This window comes from Collimonas arenae (genome assembly GCF_001584165.1).
In the GTDB taxonomy this organism is placed as follows: domain Bacteria; phylum Pseudomonadota; class Gammaproteobacteria; order Burkholderiales; family Burkholderiaceae_D; genus Collimonas; species Collimonas arenae.
This window is the reverse complement of sequence record NZ_CP013233.1, coordinates 1,781,798-1,800,350: the sequence shown is the minus strand read 5'-3', so window position 1 is coordinate 1,800,350 and position 18,553 is coordinate 1,781,798. Positions and strand designations below refer to the sequence as shown.

Sequence of the window (18,553 nt, the reverse complement as noted above, 5' to 3'; positions counted from 1 at the left end):
CCACACCATGAATATTTCAAAATTCTTTATCGACCGCCCCATTTTCGCGGGCGTGTTATCGGCGATCATCTTGATCGGCGGCCTGATTTCCATGTTCAGCCTGCCGATCTCCGAATACCCGGAAGTGATTCCGCCTTCGGTGATCGTCAAGGCGCAGTATCCAGGCGCCAACCCGCAAACCATCGCGGAAACCGTCGCCACACCGATCGAGGAACAGATCAACGGCGTCGAGGGCATGCTCTACATGTCGTCGCAAGCCACCTCGGACGGCCTGATGACGCTGACCATCACGTTCAAGCTCGGCACTTCGCCCGACCTAGCGCAGCAACTGGTGCAGAACCGCGTCAACCAGGCCTTGCCGCGCTTGCCGGATGTGGTGCAGCGGCTGGGCGTGACCACGGTCAAGAGCTCACCCAACCTGACCATGGTGGTGCACTTGCTGTCGCCTAACGACCGCTACGACATGGCCTACCTGCGCAATTACGCGGTGCTGAACGTCAAGGACCGGCTGGCGCGCCTGCCTGGCATCGGTTCGGTGCAGCTGTTCGGCTCCGGCGATTATTCGATGCGGATCTGGCTTGATCCACGCAAGGTCGCTGAACGCGGCCTGGCCGCCAGCGATGTAGTCGACGCCATCCGCCAGCAAAACGTCAATGTCGCCGCCGGCGTGATCGGCGCCTCGCCTGCCGTCCCAGGCGTCAATTACCAGATCTCGGTGAATGCCCGCGGCCGTCTGGCCAACGAGGAAGAATTTGGCAACATCGTGATCCGTACCTCACCGGATGGCGTGGTGACTTACCTGAAAGATGTGGCGCGCATCGAACTCGGCGCCAGCGATTACGCGTTGCGCTCACTGCTCGACAACAAGCAAGCGGTAGCAATTCCAATCTTCCAGGCCCCCGGCTCCAATGCATTGGAAATCTCCGACAACGTGCGTGCCACCATGGCCGAACTGAAGAAGGACATGCCGGAAGGTGTCGACTACAAGATCGTCTACGACCCGACACAATTCGTCCGTTCCTCGATCGAAGCCGTGGTGCATACCTTGCTGGAAGCGATCCTGCTGGTAGTGATCGTGGTGATCATCTTCCTGCAAACCTGGCGCGCTTCGATCATTCCGCTGCTGGCAGTGCCAGTCTCGGTGATCGGTACCTTTGCGGTGATGATGGGGTTGGGCTTCTCGATTAATGCGCTAAGCCTGTTTGGACTGGTACTGGCAATCGGGATCGTGGTTGACGACGCCATCGTGGTAGTGGAAAACGTCGAACGCAATATCGAAAACGGCCTGTCCGCCAAGGAAGCCACCTACAAGGCGATGCGTGAAGTCTCTGGACCAATCGTCGCGATTGCCCTGACTCTGTGTGCAGTGTTCGTGCCTCTGGCCTTTGTCAGCGGCCTGACCGGTGAATTCTTCAAACAGTTCGCCCTGACCATCGCCATCTCGACCGTGATTTCGGCATTCAATTCGCTGACCCTGTCGCCGGCCTTGGCTGCGTTGCTGCTGAAAGGCCACGGCGCCAAGAAGGACGGTTTCCAACGCGCCATCGATCGCGTCTTCGGCGGTTTCTTCTCGGTGTTCAACCGGGTATTCCATCGCGGCTCAGTGTCCTATGGCGAAGGCGTCACCGGCATCCTGAAGCGCAAGTCTGCAGCGCTCGGCGTGTATGCCGTGCTGATCGGCCTGACCATGCTGCTGTTCCACACTGTGCCGAACGGCTTCATTCCGGCGCAGGACAAGCAATACCTGGTCGGCTTCGCGCAATTGCCGGACGCCGCCTCGCTGGACCGCACCGAGGATGTGATGCGCAAGATGTCTGAAATCGCGCTGAAGCAGCCTGGCGTGGAATCGGCGGTGGCCTTCCCTGGCCTGTCGATCAATGGCTTCGTCAACAGCCCAAACTCCGGCATCGTGTTTACTACGCTCAAGCCGTTCGACGAGCGCCGCGGCGCCGACCAGAGCGGCGTGGCAATTGCGCAGCAGTTGAACCAGAAGTTCTCCGCGATCCAGGGCGCCTTCATCGCCGTATTTCCACCACCGCCAGTACAGGGCCTCGGCACCATCGGCGGCTTCAAGCTGCAGATTGAAGATCGTGGCGCACTGGGCAACCAGGCGTTGAACGATGCGTTGCAAGCATTCATGGAGAAAGCGCACAAAGCGCCGGAACTGGCTGGCATGTTTTCCAGCTTTCAGATCAACGTGCCGCAACTGTATGCCGATGTCGACCGGGTGCGCGCACAACAACTGGGCGTGTCTATCCCATCGGTATTCGACACCTTGCAGATCTATCTCGGCTCGCTGTACGTGAACGATTTCAACAAGTTCGGCCGCACCTTCCAGGTACGGGTCCAGGCTGATGCGCCGTTCCGCGCTCACGCAGAGGATATCGGCTTGCTGAAGGCGCGCAACGACAAGGGGGAAATGGTGCCGCTGTCGTCGCTGTTGAAGATGACGCAAAGCTACGGCCCGGATCAGGCGGTGCGCTACAACGCCTTCCCTTCGGCCGACGTCAACGGTGGTCCTGCGCCTGGCTATAGCACCGGCCAGGCCCAGGCTGCGGTGGAACGTATTGCCGCAGAAACGCTGCCACGCGGCATCAGCTACGAATGGACTGAAATCACCTATCAGGACAAGATTGCCGGCAATACGCTGTTCATCATCTTGCCGCTGTCGATCCTGCTGGTGTTCTTCGTACTGGCTGCACAGTATGAAAGCCTGACCTTGCCGCTAGCCGTGTTGCTGATCGTACCGATGGGGATTCTCTCGGCGATTGCCGGCGTCTGGCTGACGCGTGGCGACAACAATATCTTTACGCAGATCAGTCTGATCGTGCTGGTCGGGCTGGCGTGCAAGAACGCCATCCTGATTGTCGAGTTTGCACATGAATTGGAACTGCAAGGGCGCAGCATCTATGCCGCTGCGATTGAAGCTGCACGTTTGCGCTTGCGGCCGATCCTGATGACGTCGATCGCCTTCATTGCCGGTGTGATACCGCTCATCCTGTCTTCCGGCGCCGGCGCTGAAATGCGTCATGCGATGGGGGTCGCGGTGTTCTCGGGAATGATTGGAGTGACGGCGTTTGGCCTGTTCCTGACACCGATCTTTTACGTATTGTTGCGTACCATGGCATCGCGCTGGACCAGTGGTAAGCACGAAACCGAGGCCTACACCGGTCCTACGCATGCACCCCATGGCAGCGTTGCGCCTGCGATTGCCAGTACCGTGCAAATTGAAGGAGCCTGAACATGAAAAGCTTTAATCTGAAACTGACTGCAATGATGGCGGCGCTGGTGCTGGCCGGTTGCTCCACCACTAAACCGCCGGAACAGGTGGCAGTCGATACGCCGACCCAATACAAGGAAGCAGCCGCGCTGGATGGCAGCTGGAAGGTAGCCCAGCCTGCTGATGCCGCCGACCGTGGCGCCTGGTGGTCGGTGTTTGGCGATGCTGAACTCAGCAAGTTGATTACCGACGCCACCCAGTCCAGCCCGACCCTGGTGATGGCCTTGGCGCGCGTCAAGGAAGCACGCGCCACTGCCGGCCTGGCCGACGCCGACCGCGCCTTCCAGCTCGGCGCCGCCTTCGGCCCGACCCGCCAGGGTACGGCCACCTCCACGTCCACTCAGTGGCAGGCGCAATTGGGCGCTTCCTATGAGGTCGACCTGTTCGGCCGCCTGTCGGACAGCAGCCGCGCTGCGCGTCTTGACGCCGAAGGCCAGGAAGCCGCCTATCGCTCAGTGCTGCTGGCGCTGCAGGCAGATGTCGCCCAGCAGTATTTTGCGATCCGCTCGCTCGATTCGGAGCTAGATGTGCTGCAGCAAACCATTAAGCTACGCCAGGAAAACCTGCGGCTGGTGCAACATCGCTACGATGCCGGCGACACCAGCGAACTGGATGTGGCGCAAGCCCAGACTGAACTGTCGGTGACCCAGGCCGAACAGGAAGGCGTCAGCCGCAGCCGCGCCCAACGCGACCATGCGCTGGCGATCCTGCTCGGCAAGGCGCCGGCTCAGTTCACGCTGGCCACTGCGCCACTGCAGCCGGTAACGGTCAGCGTGCCGCCTGGCCTGCCCTCCGACCTGTTGGAACGGCGTCCGGACATCGCCCAGGCGCAGCGCCAGCTGGCTGCGGCCAGCGCCCGCATCGGCGTCGCCAAGGCCGGATTCTTCCCGAGCCTGGTGCTAACCGCTTCGGGTGGCTTTGCTTCGGATGCGTTGCACAACCTGTTTCAGTGGTCCAGCCGCAGCTGGCTGCTGGGGCCGGTGCTTGGCTCCGTGCTCAACATGCCGTTGCTGGATGGCGGCCGCAACAAGGCCAACCTGGCCAAGGCAGACGCCAACTATGAATCGGTGGTGGCCAACTACCGGCAACAAGTGCTGGTCGGTTTCCAGGATGTTGAGGATAATCTGAGCGCGTTGCGCACACTGGATAACCAGATCCGTTTCCAGGAAGACGCCGTCAAGTCGGCGCAACTGGCTGCGCGCCTGGCCGACTCACGCTATCGGAATGGCTCTACCAGCTATTTCGAGGTGATCGATGCGCAACGTTCCAGCTTGTCCGCGCAGCGCGCCAAGAGCCAGAGCGTCGGCCAGCGCGCGGTGGCGGCAGTCGGCCTGATTCGGGCCTTGGGCGGCGGCTGGAATGCACCTGGCGCTACCTCTGCAGTTGCACCTGTCGCAACTGCCGCCGCAACATCGCCGGCACTGGCGCTGGCCAGGTAAGCTGTCTTGTCAATCTAAAATGGCGATGCCAAGGCATCGCCATTTTTTTCGCCCGACTAGAACTCTGCAACGCGCGGCGTTCAATCCCGGATATCGCGCAAGGGCGAAGTCTTCAGCAAACCGAACGTCAGCAAGCTGGCGCCCGTCGCAATGGCGATCAGGCCACTGCGCACGCCAAGATGTTCTGCGATCCAGCCGGCCGACAAGGCGCCCAACGGCGCCGCAGCCACAGTCATGAAACGCATGGTCGACACCATGCGGCCGTGAAACGCATCCGGCGTCAGCTTCAGGCGCAAGGCCAGGTAAGGCATGAAATACAGCATCGCGCTGCAATCGAACACAAACACCACCACGCCGTAAGCCAGCGCACTCAGCAAGGACGAGCCGAAAATGGTGGATGGAATCGTCGCCAGCAGCAACCACGCTGCGGCGGTGCCGCCAAGGCCGATCAGGATGGTGCGACCGCTGCCGAAGCGCCGCGAGAGCGGCTTGAGCAAGATGGAACTGACCAGCACGCCGAGGCCACCCAGCGTTTGCGCGGCGCCCAGCAATCCCGGCGACATGCCCAACTGGTGCGTGGCGAACAATATCTGCAAGGCCAGATAGCCGTTGAACAGAATCTGCCACAGCGCCGTACCCCAGGCCAACGCCCACAACACTTCATGATTCCTGACCATCTTGATGCCATCGACCATTTCACGGAACGGATGACGGCTGGATGGCGCCGGATAAGGATCGCGCGTCTTCAGGTAGCGCAGATTCCACCACGACAACAGGAAGCTGACAGCATTCACCAGCACCGCCACCGGCGCCGTCAACAACTGCACCAGCATGCCGGCAATGCCGGGACCGATCAGGCGCGCCATCGAATCCGTGGCGGCGAACTTGCCCTGGGCGTCCAGCAATTGCTCGCGCCCCACCAGTTGCGCCACGAATACCTGGGAAGCGCTGCCGCCGATCACAAAACCTATTCCCATCAGGAATCCCACCGCATAGATCACATGCATGGACAACAGGCCCAGCCAATAACTGATGGGAATCACTGCCAGCACGCAGCCGAACAGGAATTCCGACCACAGCAGCACCGGATACTTGCTGCGGCGATCCAGCCAGACTCCGGCCGGCAGCGAAAACAGCGCGAACGGCAAGGTTTGCAAGGCAATCAGCAATCCCATCTGCTCCGGCGTAGCGTGCAGCAGCAGTACCGCCGTCAGCGGAATGGCAAGGCTGGAGACCTGTTCGCCAAAGCTGGCGATAGTGGTGGTCAACCAGAAACGGCGGAAGTCGTGATGACGCAGCATCGGATCGGCCGATAGCTTGCGCAGGAAAAATAGGCGAAAGGCGTTAAAAATGATGGCAACTCTTCGAAGGCGGCAAACTGGGTAAGTCAGCGAAATGAGCGAGTACGTCGCGGAAAGCCTCGGGTAGAAAGCTTATCCAAATGATACCCGTTTTGTGTGTTGCTTTTACGCACTTTCGTAAAGATAAAGTCATCGAATTTGCCTCCGACATGAAGCATGCGGTGCGGATACGCGAACGACGATTTTCATGGACGCAGCGCAGTGCTATTGCTGTCATAAATTTAATCAATCGAGATCGGCAAGCATTTTGAGACGACTGGTCATATAATAGCGGCATGGATAAAGTTCAGACCCTCAACGACACCCGCGCCACGCTGCTGCAAACCGGCCTCAAGCTGTTTGCCGAGCAAGGCTACAACGGCACCGGCATCAAGGAAATTGTTGATGCCGCAGGTGTGCCCAAGGGCTCGTTTTATAACTACTTCAAGAGCAAGGAAGACTTCGGCGCCGAGGTCATCGCGCACTACGCCACCTGCTTCGGCAATACCTGGTCGCAATATTTTGCAGAAGGCCCGGAGCAGCCGCTGGGTGCGCTGCGCTATACCTACGAGCGCATGATCAGCTATCACGAACAATGCGCGGTGAAAGCCGGCTGCCTGCTCGGCAATTTCGCCGCAGAGATGTCAGAGTCGAGCGATCTGTGCCGCGTCACCTTGCAGGAAGTGGTGTTCAGTTGGCGCAAGCGTTTTGTCAGTTATCTGCGCAAGGCGCAGGCTGACGGCACGGTGCGTAACGATCTGAGCGCCGAGCAATTAGCAGATTTTTTCTGGAATGCCTGGGAAGGCGCGCTGCTACGCATGAAGATTGAGCGCTCGACGGCGCCGGTGCGCGCTTGCGTCGACCTGATGTTCGACCATTTTTTTCTGCCGCAATAATGATTCACCCTGCACTGCCGGCAATGCGCCGGCAGTGCAGGGAAAAATAAAGTTTTTTAAATCAACTCAAGACGACCGGTCACCTGATCATGTCTTAATGTTTATTTTGTCAGCAACACACCAGCCAACACTCGCTTCACGGCGATTTATTCAAGAAGGAAACGACATGAGCAACACGCAACAACCTCGTACCGAAGACAGCTTGTTCCAATCCGCACGCATTGGCGACATCGAAGTGGCCAACCGTATCGTCATGGCGCCGCTGACCCGGAATCGTGCCGGTGCAGGCAATGTGCCGAACGAACTGAACCTGAAGTATTACGAGCAGCGCGCCACGGCCGGCATGATCATCACCGAAGCTACCCAGGTTTCGGCGCAAGCGCAAGGCTATGCCAACACGCCCGGACTGCACACCCCTGAGCAAGTCGCCGCCTGGAAAAAAATCACCGACGCAGTGCACGCCAAAGGCGGCCGCATCGTGGTGCAGATCTGGCACACGGGCCGCATGTCGCACGTCTCGTTCCAACCCGGCAATTTGGCCCCTGTGGCACCATCGGCAATCCGTGCCAACGCCCAGACCTACGTCGTCGGCGAAGGTTTCGTCGATACTTCGGTGCCACGAGAGTTGGCACTGGAAGAAATCCCCGGCGTGGTCAACGATTTCCGCCAGACCGCGCGGCGCGCGATGGATGCCGGTTTCGACGGCATTGAAATCCATGGCGCCCACGGCTACCTGCTCGACAGTTTCCTGCGCGACGGCTCCAACCATCGCACCGATATCTACGGCGGCAGCATCGAAAACCGCAGCCGCCTGCTGCTCGAAGTCGTCGCCGCCACCACTGCCGAAATCGGCGGCGGCCGGGTCGGCGTGCGCCTGTCGCCGGTATCGCCAGTCAATGATTCCAGCGAAAGCAATCCGCAACCGCTGTTCAACTATGTGGTGGAGCAGTTGAACCAGTTCGGACTGGCCTATCTGCACGTTGTGGAAGGTCATACCGGCGGCCCGCGCGACAATGCCCCGTTCGATTACGAAGCACTGCACCAGCGCTTCAATGGCGCCTGGCTGGTCAACAACGGCTACGACCGCATGATGGCGCGCGACGCCGTCGCCAGCGGCCATGCCGACCTGGTCTCCTTCGGCCGCGCCTTCATCACCAACCCTGACCTGGTCTACCGCCTGCAACACAACCTGCCGCTGAACGTACCGTTCAAGGATGCGCCGTTGTATGGCGGTGTTGGCGAACATGGCTATACGGACTATCCGGCGTTGACTGAAGCCTAAGCGGCAACCGTATCGGGTAAAACGGCTACGTCGCATCAAAGCTGCATGGCCTGCGCTCCGTAGCCCGTTAAATGGGGTCAGAGCAATTTTCGCAAAGGACCGCGAAAAAAACTCCGACCCCATTTAACTGCGCGGGGTTGGTTTTGATGTTGTTGTTGCGGTTGCCTTTGAAGTTGCCGTTGCTTTTGGCGTTGCAGTTGCTTTTGACTTTTCGCATGCTGACGTTGCCAAATGGGACGGGTGACAGTCGGAAATAATGGGACACATGTTTGAGCGCAGCGAGTTTGTGTCCCATCCGACTGGCGCGCGGCTCATTTGGGGACCCGCCGAAGGCGGGCAACGGCTGTGCGATCGCCTTTTTGCTTACTTTTTGGGCGCCCAGCTAGGGCGAAGCAAAAAGTGAGCGGCTGCGGGGCCGCCCCCGGCAAGCCTCCACGGAGTAGCAACCGTTTTTTAAGTAGCGCCGGATGAACACGGCTGATGCACCACCGCACTCACTCCGTGGCCCGTTAAAAGGGGTCAGAGTAATTTTCGGCAAAACCCCGCCGAAAAAAAACTCCGACCCCATTTAACTGCGTGGTCGGTGACGCCTAGTTCTACCTATACCGGCGTGGATATGCCATCATATAAAACCAGCATCTGGCAGCAAAAAGGTGAATTCCGCTCGCCTTCCGGATTGCCGAAAAATATTTTGGAGAAACCACATGCCGTCACCACACGCCAGCTTCCATTGGGATGACCCGCTTTTGCTGGAGCAACAACTCAGCGTCGAAGAGCGCATGGTGCGCGACAGCGCCGCCGCTTACGCCGCGATCGACTGGCACCAAGGGTTACGCTGGCGTTTCGCAACGAGCAAACGGATGCGGCGATTTTTCGCGAGATGGGTGGGCTCGGATTGCTCGGCGCAACCCTGCCTGAGGAATACGGCGGCGCCGGCCTCAATTACGTCAGTTACGGCTTGATCGCACGCGAAATCGAACGCATCGATTCCGGCTACCGCTCGATGATGAGCGTGCAAAGCTCTCTGGTGATGCTGCCGATTTTTGAATTCGCTAATCTGGCGACCAAGCAAAAATACCTGCCGCAGTTGGCCAGTGGCGCATTGATCGGCTGCTTCGGCTTGACCGAACCGGACCACGGCTCCGACCCCGGCAGCATGGTCACGCGCGCCCGCAAAGTGGACGGCGGCTATCGCATCAGCGGCAGCAAGATGTGGATCACCAATAGTCCAATCGCCGACGTATTCGTGGTCTGGGCCAAGGACGATGAAGGCGCGATCCGTGGCTTCGTCCTTGAAAAAGGCTGGCAAGGCTTGTCGACGCCGGTCATCCACGGCAAGGTCGGCCTGCGCACCTCGATCACCGGCGAAATCGTGATGGATCAAGTGTTCTGTCCTGAAGAAAATGCATTCCCGGATGTGCGCGGTCTGAAAGGTCCCTTTACCTGCCTCAACGCAGCGCGTTACGGGATTGCCTGGGGTGCGCTCGGCGCAGCGGAGTTCTGCTGGCATGCAGCGCGCGGCTACACGATGGATCGCCAGCAATTCGGCCGGCCATTGGCGGCCAACCAGTTGGTTCAAGTGAAGCTGGTCAACATGCAGACAGAAATCACGATGGCGTTGCAAGGCTGTTTGCGCCTTGGCCGCATGAAAGACGAAGGCAGCGCATCGGTGGAAATCACCTCAATCATGAAACGCAATTCCTGCGGCAAGGCGCTCGACATTGCCCGCGTGGCGCGCGACATGTTGGGCGGCAACGGCATTTCCGACGAGTTCGGCGTGATCCGCCATCTGGTCAACCTGGAGGTGGTGAATACCTATGAAGGCACGCACGATGTGCATGCACTGATCCTGGGCCGGGCACAAACCGGAATCGCAGCGTTCGCCAACTGAATTCTGCCGCCAAGCGATAGGGGTTGCCGTAACGCTATATCGCCATGGAAACAGCCCATGCGCCATCCTGATTTGGCTGTTTCGGCGCACGTGCATTGCAAATCCGCGCGCCACCCCCTATGATTTGATCGTATTTTCAATGCAGCGGCGCCAACCGGCTGCATTCCACTCATCAAGGCATCGCATCGCGGCAAGCAGATTCAGCGTGATCCACAGAAGTTTTTGATCTAGGGAGAAACGAAAATGAAAACCATACTTGCACTCGGCGCTGCCGTGCTGCTGACGTTCACCGCCCCCTCCTTCGCCGCAGACCAGCAAACCGAACTGATCAACCAGGCCCAGAGCGCCGCAACCGCCTGGATTGCATTAACGGACGCCGGCAAATATGGCGAGAGCTGGGAGCGCGCCGGAACCTTCTTCAAGACCGGAATTCCCAAGAACACCTGGGAAACCGGAATTCGCTCGCTGAGGACGCCACTTGGCAGCGTCAAGAACCGCGAACTCAAGAGCACCGAATATGCGACCTCGCTGCCTGGCGCACCGGACGGCGAGTATGTCGTGATCCAGTATGAGACGCAATTCGAGAACAAGAAATCGGCGGTCGAAACCGTGACGCCAATGCGTGAAAAAGACGGCAGCTGGAAAGTATCCGGCTACTTCATTCGTTAAAACGGCGACTTGGGACGATAGGAAAACGGGAGGAAACGACAGAAATCTGTGAAGGCTTGCCGCGTGCAGGTTGAAGCTTCACCCCAGGATCCGAAAGCCACCTTGTGAGGGCCTCGAAATCTCTAAATACAGGGCGCCTTTTGGGCAAATCTGGACAATAACCAGAAATCTTTCGCTCAACGAACAAGTATCGAAAATACTTGCCGGAACCATCATTGAACCTTGGTTCAATCGATAAAATCTTGAAAATACCTTGTCGACAACGCCATTGATCGCGTCATCAATGCACACAGTATTTCAAGATTGGAATATCATGTCCACTCACAAATTCGTATGCTCCATAGCAGTTTGTTATAGCTGTAAATACTCCGGGGCGACGCCACACCTTTGCATTGACATAAGCCATGATCCGTTTCAGACAAATAGAAGCCTTCCGTTCATTGATGATTTCGGGCACCAGCGTGTCTGCCGCGCGCCGCATGCACATCACGCAACCGGCCATCAGCCGCTTGATCGCCGATTTAGAGACTGACCTCGGTTTTCGCCTGTTCAATCGCGCCAAGGGCCGGCTCGAACCGACTAACGCCGGCGTGCGTTTCTACAAGGCGGTCGAAGAGAATTTCCTGGGACTGGAACGATTGATGCAAGTGGCCGGCACCATCCGCCATGAAGCGCCAGAGGGGCTGACGATTGCCTGCCTGCCGGTATTGTCGACCACCCTGCTGCCGGAGATTCTGCAGCGCTTCTTCAAGCAGCACCCTGATGTCTCGGTCAAGATCGACAGTTGCAGCGTACCGGAAATCCTGGTCGGCCTGCAGGATCTCAAGGTCGACATGGCGTTGAGCCTGGCGTTTCCGCCATTTGCCGGCATCGAAGTCGAGGCGATCATGAAAGCGGACGTACTGTGCGCCATGCCGGCCACGCATCCGCTGGCGAAAAAAGACATCATCCTACCCGAGGATCTGGATGGCGAAAATGTGATTGGCTGGATGCCCAACAGCGCGCAACCCTATGAACAGGAACTGTCGACCCTGCATGCCGCCTCGATCCGCCCGCATTACACAATTCAGACCCACACCTCGCACACGCGCTACGCGATGGTCGCCAACGGCTTCGGCGTCGCCATCGTCGAGCCATTTGCAGCGAAGGTGTGGCGTCCGCATGGCGTCATCACCCGGCCATTCAAGGCCGACATCAATTATGAATACGTGCTCGCCTATCCGAGCGGCGGCATTCGCTCGGAACTCGGCCACGACCTGCGCGAGGCGGCCCTGTACGTGGCAAAGAATTATGGCTTCTAGGCGGCCGCCAGACTAGTTATTTGACAGGCAGGATGATGGTGGCCACCAGGCCGCCGTCCGGATGATTGTGCAACTCCAGCTCGCCGCCATGCGCCTGCACGATATTGCGGGCAATACCCAACCCTAACCCCATGCCTGCGGCATTCTGGTCGCGTCCGTGCTCCAGTCGGGTGTAAGGATCGAACAGACTGTGCAACGCATCTTCCGGTACGCCGGGGCCGTGATCGCGTATCTGGATGCGGACATCGCTGCCACTGTCGCCAGCCAGCGAATCCACCGCAATTTCCACTTTTTGACCGTAATGCAGCGCATTGTCGAACAGATTGCCGATCGCGCGTTTGAGCGCCAACGGCTTGGCCATGACTGTGATGCCGGATTCGGCAAAAGCTACCTCATGCCCAGCCATGCGAGCATCCCGGATCATGCGCAGGATCAGTGCATCGAGGCGCACTTCGGTGCGGTTTTCATGGATATCGCTATCCTTGACCGATTGCAGCGCGCCCTTGACCATCATGTCCAGCTCATCGAGATCTTCATGGAAATCGCTGCGCAACGCTTCATCGTCGAGCAGTTCGGTGCGCAACTTGAGGCGCGTGATCGGTGTACGCAAATCATGCGAGATCGAGACGAACAGGCGCTCGCGATCGTCGAGATAGCGCTTGATCCGTTCGCGCATGGCGCGAAACGCACGTGCGGTCTTGATGAATTCGCGGCTGCCCGTCTCCGGCAATTCCGGCGCCGTCTCGCCTTTACCGAACGCATCGGCTGCATCCGACAAGGCCGCCAGCGGCCGCGTGGTCCAGCGCACCACCAGGATCGACAGCAGCAGCACCGTAGCCAGCGATACGCCTTGCAACAGCAGGCGCTCGGGCGACAAGGGATTATCGCTATCAAGGAAATAAGGATTCGGCATCAACGCCGCCAGGTACAGCCAGTTGCCGGGTTCGAGCTCGGTCTGGATCACCAGCACCGGCGCCGGATTCGGCTTGATCAGCAATGTGTGCTGGACCCAGCTGTCCGGCAAATCGGCGACTTTGAGGCCGTCGGTCGAGACTTGCAGATCGTCGGGCCAGGAAAACGCCACGCGGAAACCAGGCAGGAACGGTAAATCGGCCTTCAAGGTGCTGCCTATGGTGGTCAACGCCATGTTGGCCAGCGCGTCGTCGGCGATCTTGTGGATGGCAACCGGCCCGTTGTTGGCATTGACGAAGAAGCGCGTGCCGCCCATCTCGCGCAATTGCTGGATCAGGATCGGCCGATAATTGGGCGGCAGACTCATGAAAAATCGCACTGCGCTGGCAGCGCTATGCGCCAGATGCTGGGAGGCGGTGCGCGTTTCGATTTCAGCTTTGCTGCGCAACTGAGCCGACCAGATCAAGCCACCTGCCAGCTGCGTCACCAGTACACCAAACACCATGACTACCGACAGCCGGCCCAGCAGGGTATGCGGCAACAGCCAGGACAGCAGCCGGTTATAACCAGTCGACCAATTAACTTTTGGCATCGGCTCAGGCGTGCGACGCCGCCACATCGGCAGAGAACACATAACCGGCGCCGCGCACCGTCTTGATCAGGTGCGGATCCTTGCCGCCATCGTTCAGGCGCAGGCGCAACTTGCTGATCTGCACGTCCAGCGAACGATCAAGCGGGCCGGCATCGCGACCGCGGGTTTCTTCGCACAGCACGCCGCGATCGAGCACGTCGCCCGGATGTTCGACAAAATATTTCAGCAATTGATAATCGAGCCCGGTCAACGCTACCAGTTGCCCTTCCGGATCGGCCAGCGTGCGCTCCACCGTATCCAGCGTGAAGCCAACGAAACGGTAATAGCGCGGCGCCACCGCGCTGTCGATGCCGCTGCGGCGATGAATGGCCTTGATGCGCGCCAGCAGTTCGCGCGGGCTGTAAGGCTTGGCGATGTAATCGTCGGCGCCCAGTTCGAGGCCGACCACGCGGTCCGTTTCATCTGAACTGGCAGTGAGCATGATGATCGGCACATTTGACTTGCGCCTGACGGTTTTACACAATGCAAAGCCGTCGGTATCCGGCAGCATGACATCCAGGATCACCAGCGACAGCTCTTCCGAATAACGCTGAAACTCGGCCAGGAACGCTTCGCCGTTATGCGCCAGGCGCACTTCATACTGGTTCTTTTCCAGATAGGCCTTCAACAGAGTCCGGGTTTTCTGGTCGTCGTCGACGATTAATATCTTACGCATTGTTATGGTCTGTTTTATGGTCTGCCATCGGTTTTCGACATGGTCCTGGCAATGTTCGCCAGCCGCCGCTGTGCCTCGACCTCCGACATCCTGCCGTCAATGAAATAGCGGTGCACTTCGGCCACGATGGCGTCCTTGGAAGTTTCGTCGGCGGCCATCCGGTGCACCAGGCTCGGGGCCTGGAATGCTGCGCCTTTGCTGAAGGCTGTCCACGATGCACGCGCACAACTATCCATTTTCGACAGGTCTGGATTGCGCCACACCGAGATCGCGCCTTTGAGCCGATTGTAATCGGTTTGCACCGGTTGCGACATGACGATCTGCGCCAGTTTTTCCTGCGCTGGCTGATGCGAATAATCGCCCGCGAACATCGCCAAGGTGTCGACGCTGTACAAATGATAATCGCCGGTGCCGGGCACTGTTGCGCATGCAAAATCCTGATCTGTCGTCAGCCCCCAGGCCAGCAGTTCGCCCTTGGCCCAATCGCCCATCACATACATCGCGGCAGAGCCATCGGCCAACTGGCGCGCCATCTCGGGCCACGCCTGTTCCCTGAGCGGGGTCGGCATCCATTCCTTGAGATCGCGCAAGCGCTTGAGTGCGTGCAGCAGCCTGGCGTCGCCAAATGCCGCCGGATTCAAATCGACAAACAAGGACCTGTAATAAGCGGGGCCGCTCTCTGCCAGTACCAGCGTTTCGAACAATGTTGCCACTTGCCACGCCTCGCTGCTCTGCGCCAGCGGCGTAATGCCGGCTTGCTTGAGCTTTTCCGCCACGCGAGCAAAATCGGCCCACGTTTTGGGCGGCGTCAAGCCAAGCCGGTCGAAAACCTTCTTGTTGTAAAACAAATTATTGATGCGATGAATGCCGAGCGGCGCCGCCACTACGTGCCCGCGGTTGTGCACCAGCGACCATACTGTAGGAAACAGCAGTTTTTGCCAATTGCCCGGCGTCGCCACGTCGTCCAGTTCCAGTAACAAACCAAGATCGGCCCATTCGCCAAACACCACGCCGTTCAACTGCGTCGCCTCCGGCGCCTTGCCGGCCAGGACCATGCTCTTGAGCACCTTGCTGGCGCCCAGCCCGGCGCCGCCCGGAATCGCGGCATCGCGCCATTGGATATTGTCGTCGGAGAGCCTGGTCACCAGCACATTGACTGCCTTGCGCTCGCCATCCGAAGTCCACCAATGCACCACCTGCAATGACGTCGGCGATGTGTTCGAGGCTACCGGCGCGGCACTTGCGGCACTGCCCAGCGCGAGACAGGCGGCTGCCGCACATACCGACAATGTGATCCATCTTCCTAAGCCCCGTCGTCTGGACAAGGCATTATTGTGTTCCCCGTTTATCGCGTGTCGCCTATCAATCATCGATCGCCTTGTTGATATTTTTTATAATAAACAGCTGCCTCTCTCCCACATCGGTGCTGACTATAGCTTAAGTCCGCACTGCAACGTTAGCAGACTTCTTGTTTTGTAAAGAAACGTAAAGTTACGTAAAGTTATCTTAAATGCCATCAGTAAGATATTGCTGATGGGATACTGGTAACGTGCTATGACATAACGGAAATCATACAATCACCAACGTAAATATTTGTAATCGACAAAAAACGAAAAACATTTACTTAACCAATAAAATCAATAACCTATGAAATATATGTAGCTTCACTACAAGTAAGATGGCAACACAATTTTTATGATGCTAATGTCTGTTCGCGGCGGTTTGATAGGCGTCAAGGGTCTACAGCAAGCTGCACACATCTAATCCATAAAAATCCAAAAGGAGACTTTGATGCAAACGGTCAACCGAATCCGTACTATCCGCAATGCCGTCCTGATCGCCCTGGCGACCATCGGCACCGCCCAAGCTGGCACCCTGACAATCGAAAGCTGGCGTGTCGACGACAAGACCTTGTGGGAAACCGTGTTGATCCCGGCCTTCCAGAAGAAAAACCCTGGCATCGAAGTCAAGTTTGCCCCTACCGCTCCAACCGAATACGACTCCAGCCTGACCGCGCGCCTGGCCGGCGGCACTGCCGGCGACCTGATCGCCTGCCGTCCGTTCGACGTTTCGCTCGCTCTGTACAAGAAGGGCAACCTGGAAAAACTGGATGGCAAGCCAGGCATGGAACACTTCCCGGCCTCCAGCAAAACTGCATGGCAGACCGATGACGGCAAGGACACATTCTGCATGCCGATCGCCTCCGTGATCCATGGCTTCCTGTACAACCAGAAGATTTTCAAGGAATTGAATATCCAGCCACCGAAGACCGAAGCTGAATTCTACAAGGTACTCGACACCATCAAGAGCAATGGCAAATACGCGCCGCTGGCGCTGGGCACCAACGATCAATGGGAATCCAGCCAGATCATCTTTACCGGCCTGGGTCCTAACTATTGGAAGGGCGAAGAAGGCCGCAAGGCGCTGATCGCCGGCAAGGAAAAGTTCACCGATCCAAACTTCGTCAACGCATTTGAATACGAAGCCCGGCTCGGCAAGTACCTGAACAAAGGCGCCAGCTCGCAAACCTATGGCGACAGCCAGAATCAGTTCGCGCTGGGTAAAGCTGCTATCTATCCGGCCGGTTCCTGGGATATCGCCTACTTCAACGACAATTCCAAGATCTCGATGGGCGCGTTCCCACCGCCGGTGCCAAAAGCTGGCGACAAGTGCTACATCTCCGATCACAACGATATCGGCATGGGCGTCAACAAGAAGTCCAAGAACAAGGAAGATGCTTACAAGTTCCTGGCCTGGCTCGGTTCGCAAGAATTTGCCGACATCTACACCAACAAAGTCACCGGCTTCTTCTCATTGTCAGACCACCTGATTTCGGTCAAGGATCCGGTCGCCAAGCAGATGATCGACTGGCGCAAATCGTGCTCGTCGACAATTCGCCTGAACGCGCAGATCCTGAATCGCGGCGAACCAAGCATGGAAAATCAGCTGTGGAACGTCAATGCCCAGGTCCTGAACGGCAAACTGGCGCCGAAGGAAGCAGCTGCACAGATCCAGGCTGGTTTCGCCAAGTGGTATAAACCACAACAATAAACTCTTGACGTAACGCTGTTAGTCGGCAAGGGATGGGGTTAAGATTAACCCGCCTCTTGTCGACAAGCCACACAGCGTCCAAGGCTTGCCCCAGAGCTAAGCCCGTGAAGACCGGCACCGATATCAAGCGTCTGGCCGTCCTCGCGTTCGTTTCCCCTGTTCCGCTCAGCGGGGCCGGCGTGTTTTCTGCGATCTCCCCGCAGCGGACATTCCGCCCGTTGGCGAACTACGCTTATTGCATTGACAGAAAACCCGAATGAATCTTCAAAAAAAGACATTCCCCTGGCACATCGTCGTGTTCCTGGCGCCAGCGGTGATCATCTACTCGCTGTTCAGCGCATTGCCATTGCTGGACACCCTGCGTCTCGGCTTCTATACCAGCAACGACGCCGGCGTCCACAGTTTCGTCGGCCTGGACAACTACCGCACTATCCTGTTCGATTCGGATTGGTCCAAAGCGTTCTGGAACGCCATGCTGAACAACGTGAAATTCTTCGCGATCCACATGCTGCTGCAGAATCCTATCGGTTTGCTGCTGGCCACCCTGTTCAGCCTCAAGGGTCTACGCGGCGCGCGCACTTATCGCACGCTGATTTTCTTGCCGACGCTGCTGTCGGTGGTGATCATCGGCTTCATCTGGCAATTGATCCTGTCGCCACTGTGGGGCGTCGGCGAAGGCTTGATGAACCATGTCGGCCTCGGCGATTATTTTGCGCCATGGCTGGGCCAGGAATCGACGGCGCTGCTGACCCTGGGCCTGGTTTCGGTGTGGCAGTATGTCGGCATCCCGATGATGCTGATCTACGCTGCCTTGCTGGCAGTGCCGGAAGAAGTACTGGAAGCAGCATATGCCGAAGGCGCCAGCTCGTTCCGCATTTTCTGGCAGATCAAGCTACCGCTGATCCTGCCAACATTGGGTCTGGTGACGATCCTGACCTTCGTCGCCAACTTCAATGCCTTCGACCTGATCTATTCGGTTAAAGGCGCACTGGCCGGACCGAACTACAGCACCGACATCCTGGGCACCTTCTTCTATCGTACCTTCTTCGGCTACCAGGCGCAGATCGGCAGCCCGACCATGGGCGCGGCGGTCGCCACGTTGATGTTCCTGGTGATCCTGCTCGGCGTCGCCAGCTATTTTTACTTCGTGCAGCGCAAGCTGACACGCTACGAACTGTAACGAGG

The 18,553-nt window shown here is 58.2% G+C and carries 13 protein-coding genes and 1 pseudogene; 10 read left to right on the top strand and 4 right to left on the bottom strand.

Annotated features, from left to right (window positions below; all coding sequences use genetic code 11):
* The first annotated feature begins 7 nt into the window (after window positions 1-7).
* The gene (locus tag CAter10_RS08530; protein WP_061533089.1) at window positions 8-3,241 is read left to right on the top strand and encodes an efflux RND transporter permease subunit; all 3,234 of its coding nucleotides are present in this window, start codon (window positions 8-10) and stop codon (window positions 3,239-3,241) included.
* A gap of 2 nt (window positions 3,242-3,243) precedes the next feature.
* Window positions 3,244-4,719, top strand: coding sequence for an efflux transporter outer membrane subunit (locus CAter10_RS08525; RefSeq protein ID WP_061533088.1), 1,476 nt, complete (start codon window positions 3,244-3,246; stop codon window positions 4,717-4,719).
* Between the two features lie 80 nt (window positions 4,720-4,799).
* Here CAter10_RS08525 and CAter10_RS08520 read toward each other — a convergent pair whose 3' ends face one another.
* Window positions 4,800-6,020, bottom strand: a complete 1,221-nt coding sequence (locus tag CAter10_RS08520) for an MFS transporter (protein WP_061533087.1) — start codon at window positions 6,018-6,020, stop codon at window positions 4,800-4,802.
* A gap of 335 nt (window positions 6,021-6,355) precedes the next feature.
* Here CAter10_RS08520 and CAter10_RS08515 point away from each other — a divergent pair, with 335 nt between their 5' ends.
* The 5 genes and pseudogenes from CAter10_RS08515 to CAter10_RS08490 all read left to right on the top strand — a co-directional run bounded on the left by CAter10_RS08515 (window position 6,356) and on the right by CAter10_RS08490 (window position 12,098).
* A complete protein-coding gene (locus tag CAter10_RS08515) occupies window positions 6,356-6,955 on the top strand; it encodes a TetR/AcrR family transcriptional regulator (RefSeq protein WP_061533086.1) in 600 nt (199 codons plus the stop codon).
* Between the two features lie 166 nt (window positions 6,956-7,121).
* The gene (locus tag CAter10_RS08510; RefSeq protein WP_061533085.1) at window positions 7,122-8,237 is read left to right on the top strand and encodes an alkene reductase; all 1,116 of its coding nucleotides are present in this window, start codon (window positions 7,122-7,124) and stop codon (window positions 8,235-8,237) included.
* Between the two features lie 704 nt (window positions 8,238-8,941).
* Window positions 8,942-10,128: pseudogene (locus CAter10_RS08500) on the top strand (acyl-CoA dehydrogenase).
* Between the two features lie 243 nt (window positions 10,129-10,371).
* Complete coding sequence (locus CAter10_RS08495; protein WP_061533083.1) at window positions 10,372-10,797, top strand: DUF4019 domain-containing protein; 426 nt, start codon at window positions 10,372-10,374, stop codon at window positions 10,795-10,797.
* Window positions 10,798-11,201: 404 nt separating this feature from the next.
* Window positions 11,202-12,098 (top strand): LysR substrate-binding domain-containing protein, encoded by an 897-nt coding sequence (locus CAter10_RS08490; protein WP_061533082.1) that lies wholly within the window; start codon window positions 11,202-11,204, stop codon window positions 12,096-12,098.
* 16 nt (window positions 12,099-12,114) lie between these two features.
* On the opposite strand, the gene CAter10_RS08485 is transcribed toward CAter10_RS08490, so the two are convergent.
* From CAter10_RS08485 to CAter10_RS08475, 3 genes are read right to left on the bottom strand one after another with little or no spacing between them, the layout of a single operon-like run.
* On the bottom strand, window positions 12,115-13,602 hold the full coding sequence (locus CAter10_RS08485) for an ATP-binding protein (RefSeq protein ID WP_061533081.1): 1,488 nt from the start codon (window positions 13,600-13,602) through the stop codon (window positions 12,115-12,117).
* A gap of 4 nt (window positions 13,603-13,606) precedes the next feature.
* Entirely contained in the window at window positions 13,607-14,317 is a 711-nt protein-coding gene (locus CAter10_RS08480) for a response regulator (protein ID WP_061533080.1), read from the bottom strand.
* Window positions 14,318-14,331: 14 nt separating this feature from the next.
* Window positions 14,332-15,642, bottom strand: a complete 1,311-nt coding sequence (locus CAter10_RS08475) for an ABC transporter substrate-binding protein (protein ID WP_417924711.1) — start codon at window positions 15,640-15,642, stop codon at window positions 14,332-14,334.
* Window positions 15,643-16,108: 466 nt separating this feature from the next.
* On the opposite strand from CAter10_RS08475, the gene CAter10_RS08470 reads away from it, so the two are divergent.
* The 3 genes from CAter10_RS08470 to CAter10_RS08465 all read left to right on the top strand — a co-directional run bounded on the left by CAter10_RS08470 (window position 16,109) and on the right by CAter10_RS08465 (window position 18,548).
* Window positions 16,109-17,368, top strand: coding sequence for an ABC transporter substrate-binding protein (locus CAter10_RS08470; RefSeq protein WP_061533078.1), 1,260 nt, complete (start codon window positions 16,109-16,111; stop codon window positions 17,366-17,368).
* A gap of 104 nt (window positions 17,369-17,472) precedes the next feature.
* Window positions 17,473-17,628 carry a hypothetical protein gene (locus CAter10_RS22765; RefSeq protein WP_164840426.1) on the top strand — a complete coding sequence of 52 codons (156 nt, stop codon included), beginning with the start codon at window positions 17,473-17,475 and terminating at the stop codon, window positions 17,626-17,628.
* A complete protein-coding gene (locus CAter10_RS08465) occupies window positions 17,625-18,548 on the top strand; it encodes a carbohydrate ABC transporter permease (protein WP_061533077.1) in 924 nt (307 codons plus the stop codon). Before CAter10_RS22765 ends, CAter10_RS08465 begins: the two co-directional genes overlap by 4 nt.
* The last annotated feature ends 5 nt before the right edge of the window (window positions 18,549-18,553 follow it).

Coding starts and splice junctions, on each gene's coding strand:
- CAter10_RS08530 (WP_061533089.1), top strand. CDS start 8: ATGAATATTTCAAAATTCTTTATCGACCGCCCCATTTTCGCGGGCGTG.
- CAter10_RS08525 (WP_061533088.1), top strand. CDS start 3,244: ATGAAAAGCTTTAATCTGAAACTGACTGCAATGATGGCGGCGCTGGTG.
- CAter10_RS08520 (WP_061533087.1), bottom strand. CDS start 6,020: ATGCTGCGTCATCACGACTTCCGCCGTTTCTGGTTGACCACCACTATC.
- CAter10_RS08515 (WP_061533086.1), top strand. CDS start 6,356: ATGGATAAAGTTCAGACCCTCAACGACACCCGCGCCACGCTGCTGCAA.
- CAter10_RS08510 (WP_061533085.1), top strand. CDS start 7,122: ATGAGCAACACGCAACAACCTCGTACCGAAGACAGCTTGTTCCAATCC.
- CAter10_RS08495 (WP_061533083.1), top strand. CDS start 10,372: ATGAAAACCATACTTGCACTCGGCGCTGCCGTGCTGCTGACGTTCACC.
- CAter10_RS08490 (WP_061533082.1), top strand. CDS start 11,202: ATGATCCGTTTCAGACAAATAGAAGCCTTCCGTTCATTGATGATTTCG.
- CAter10_RS08485 (WP_061533081.1), bottom strand. CDS start 13,602: ATGCCAAAAGTTAATTGGTCGACTGGTTATAACCGGCTGCTGTCCTGG.
- CAter10_RS08480 (WP_061533080.1), bottom strand. CDS start 14,317: ATGCGTAAGATATTAATCGTCGACGACGACCAGAAAACCCGGACTCTG.
- CAter10_RS08470 (WP_061533078.1), top strand. CDS start 16,109: ATGCAAACGGTCAACCGAATCCGTACTATCCGCAATGCCGTCCTGATC.
- CAter10_RS08465 (WP_061533077.1), top strand. CDS start 17,625: ATGAATCTTCAAAAAAAGACATTCCCCTGGCACATCGTCGTGTTCCTG.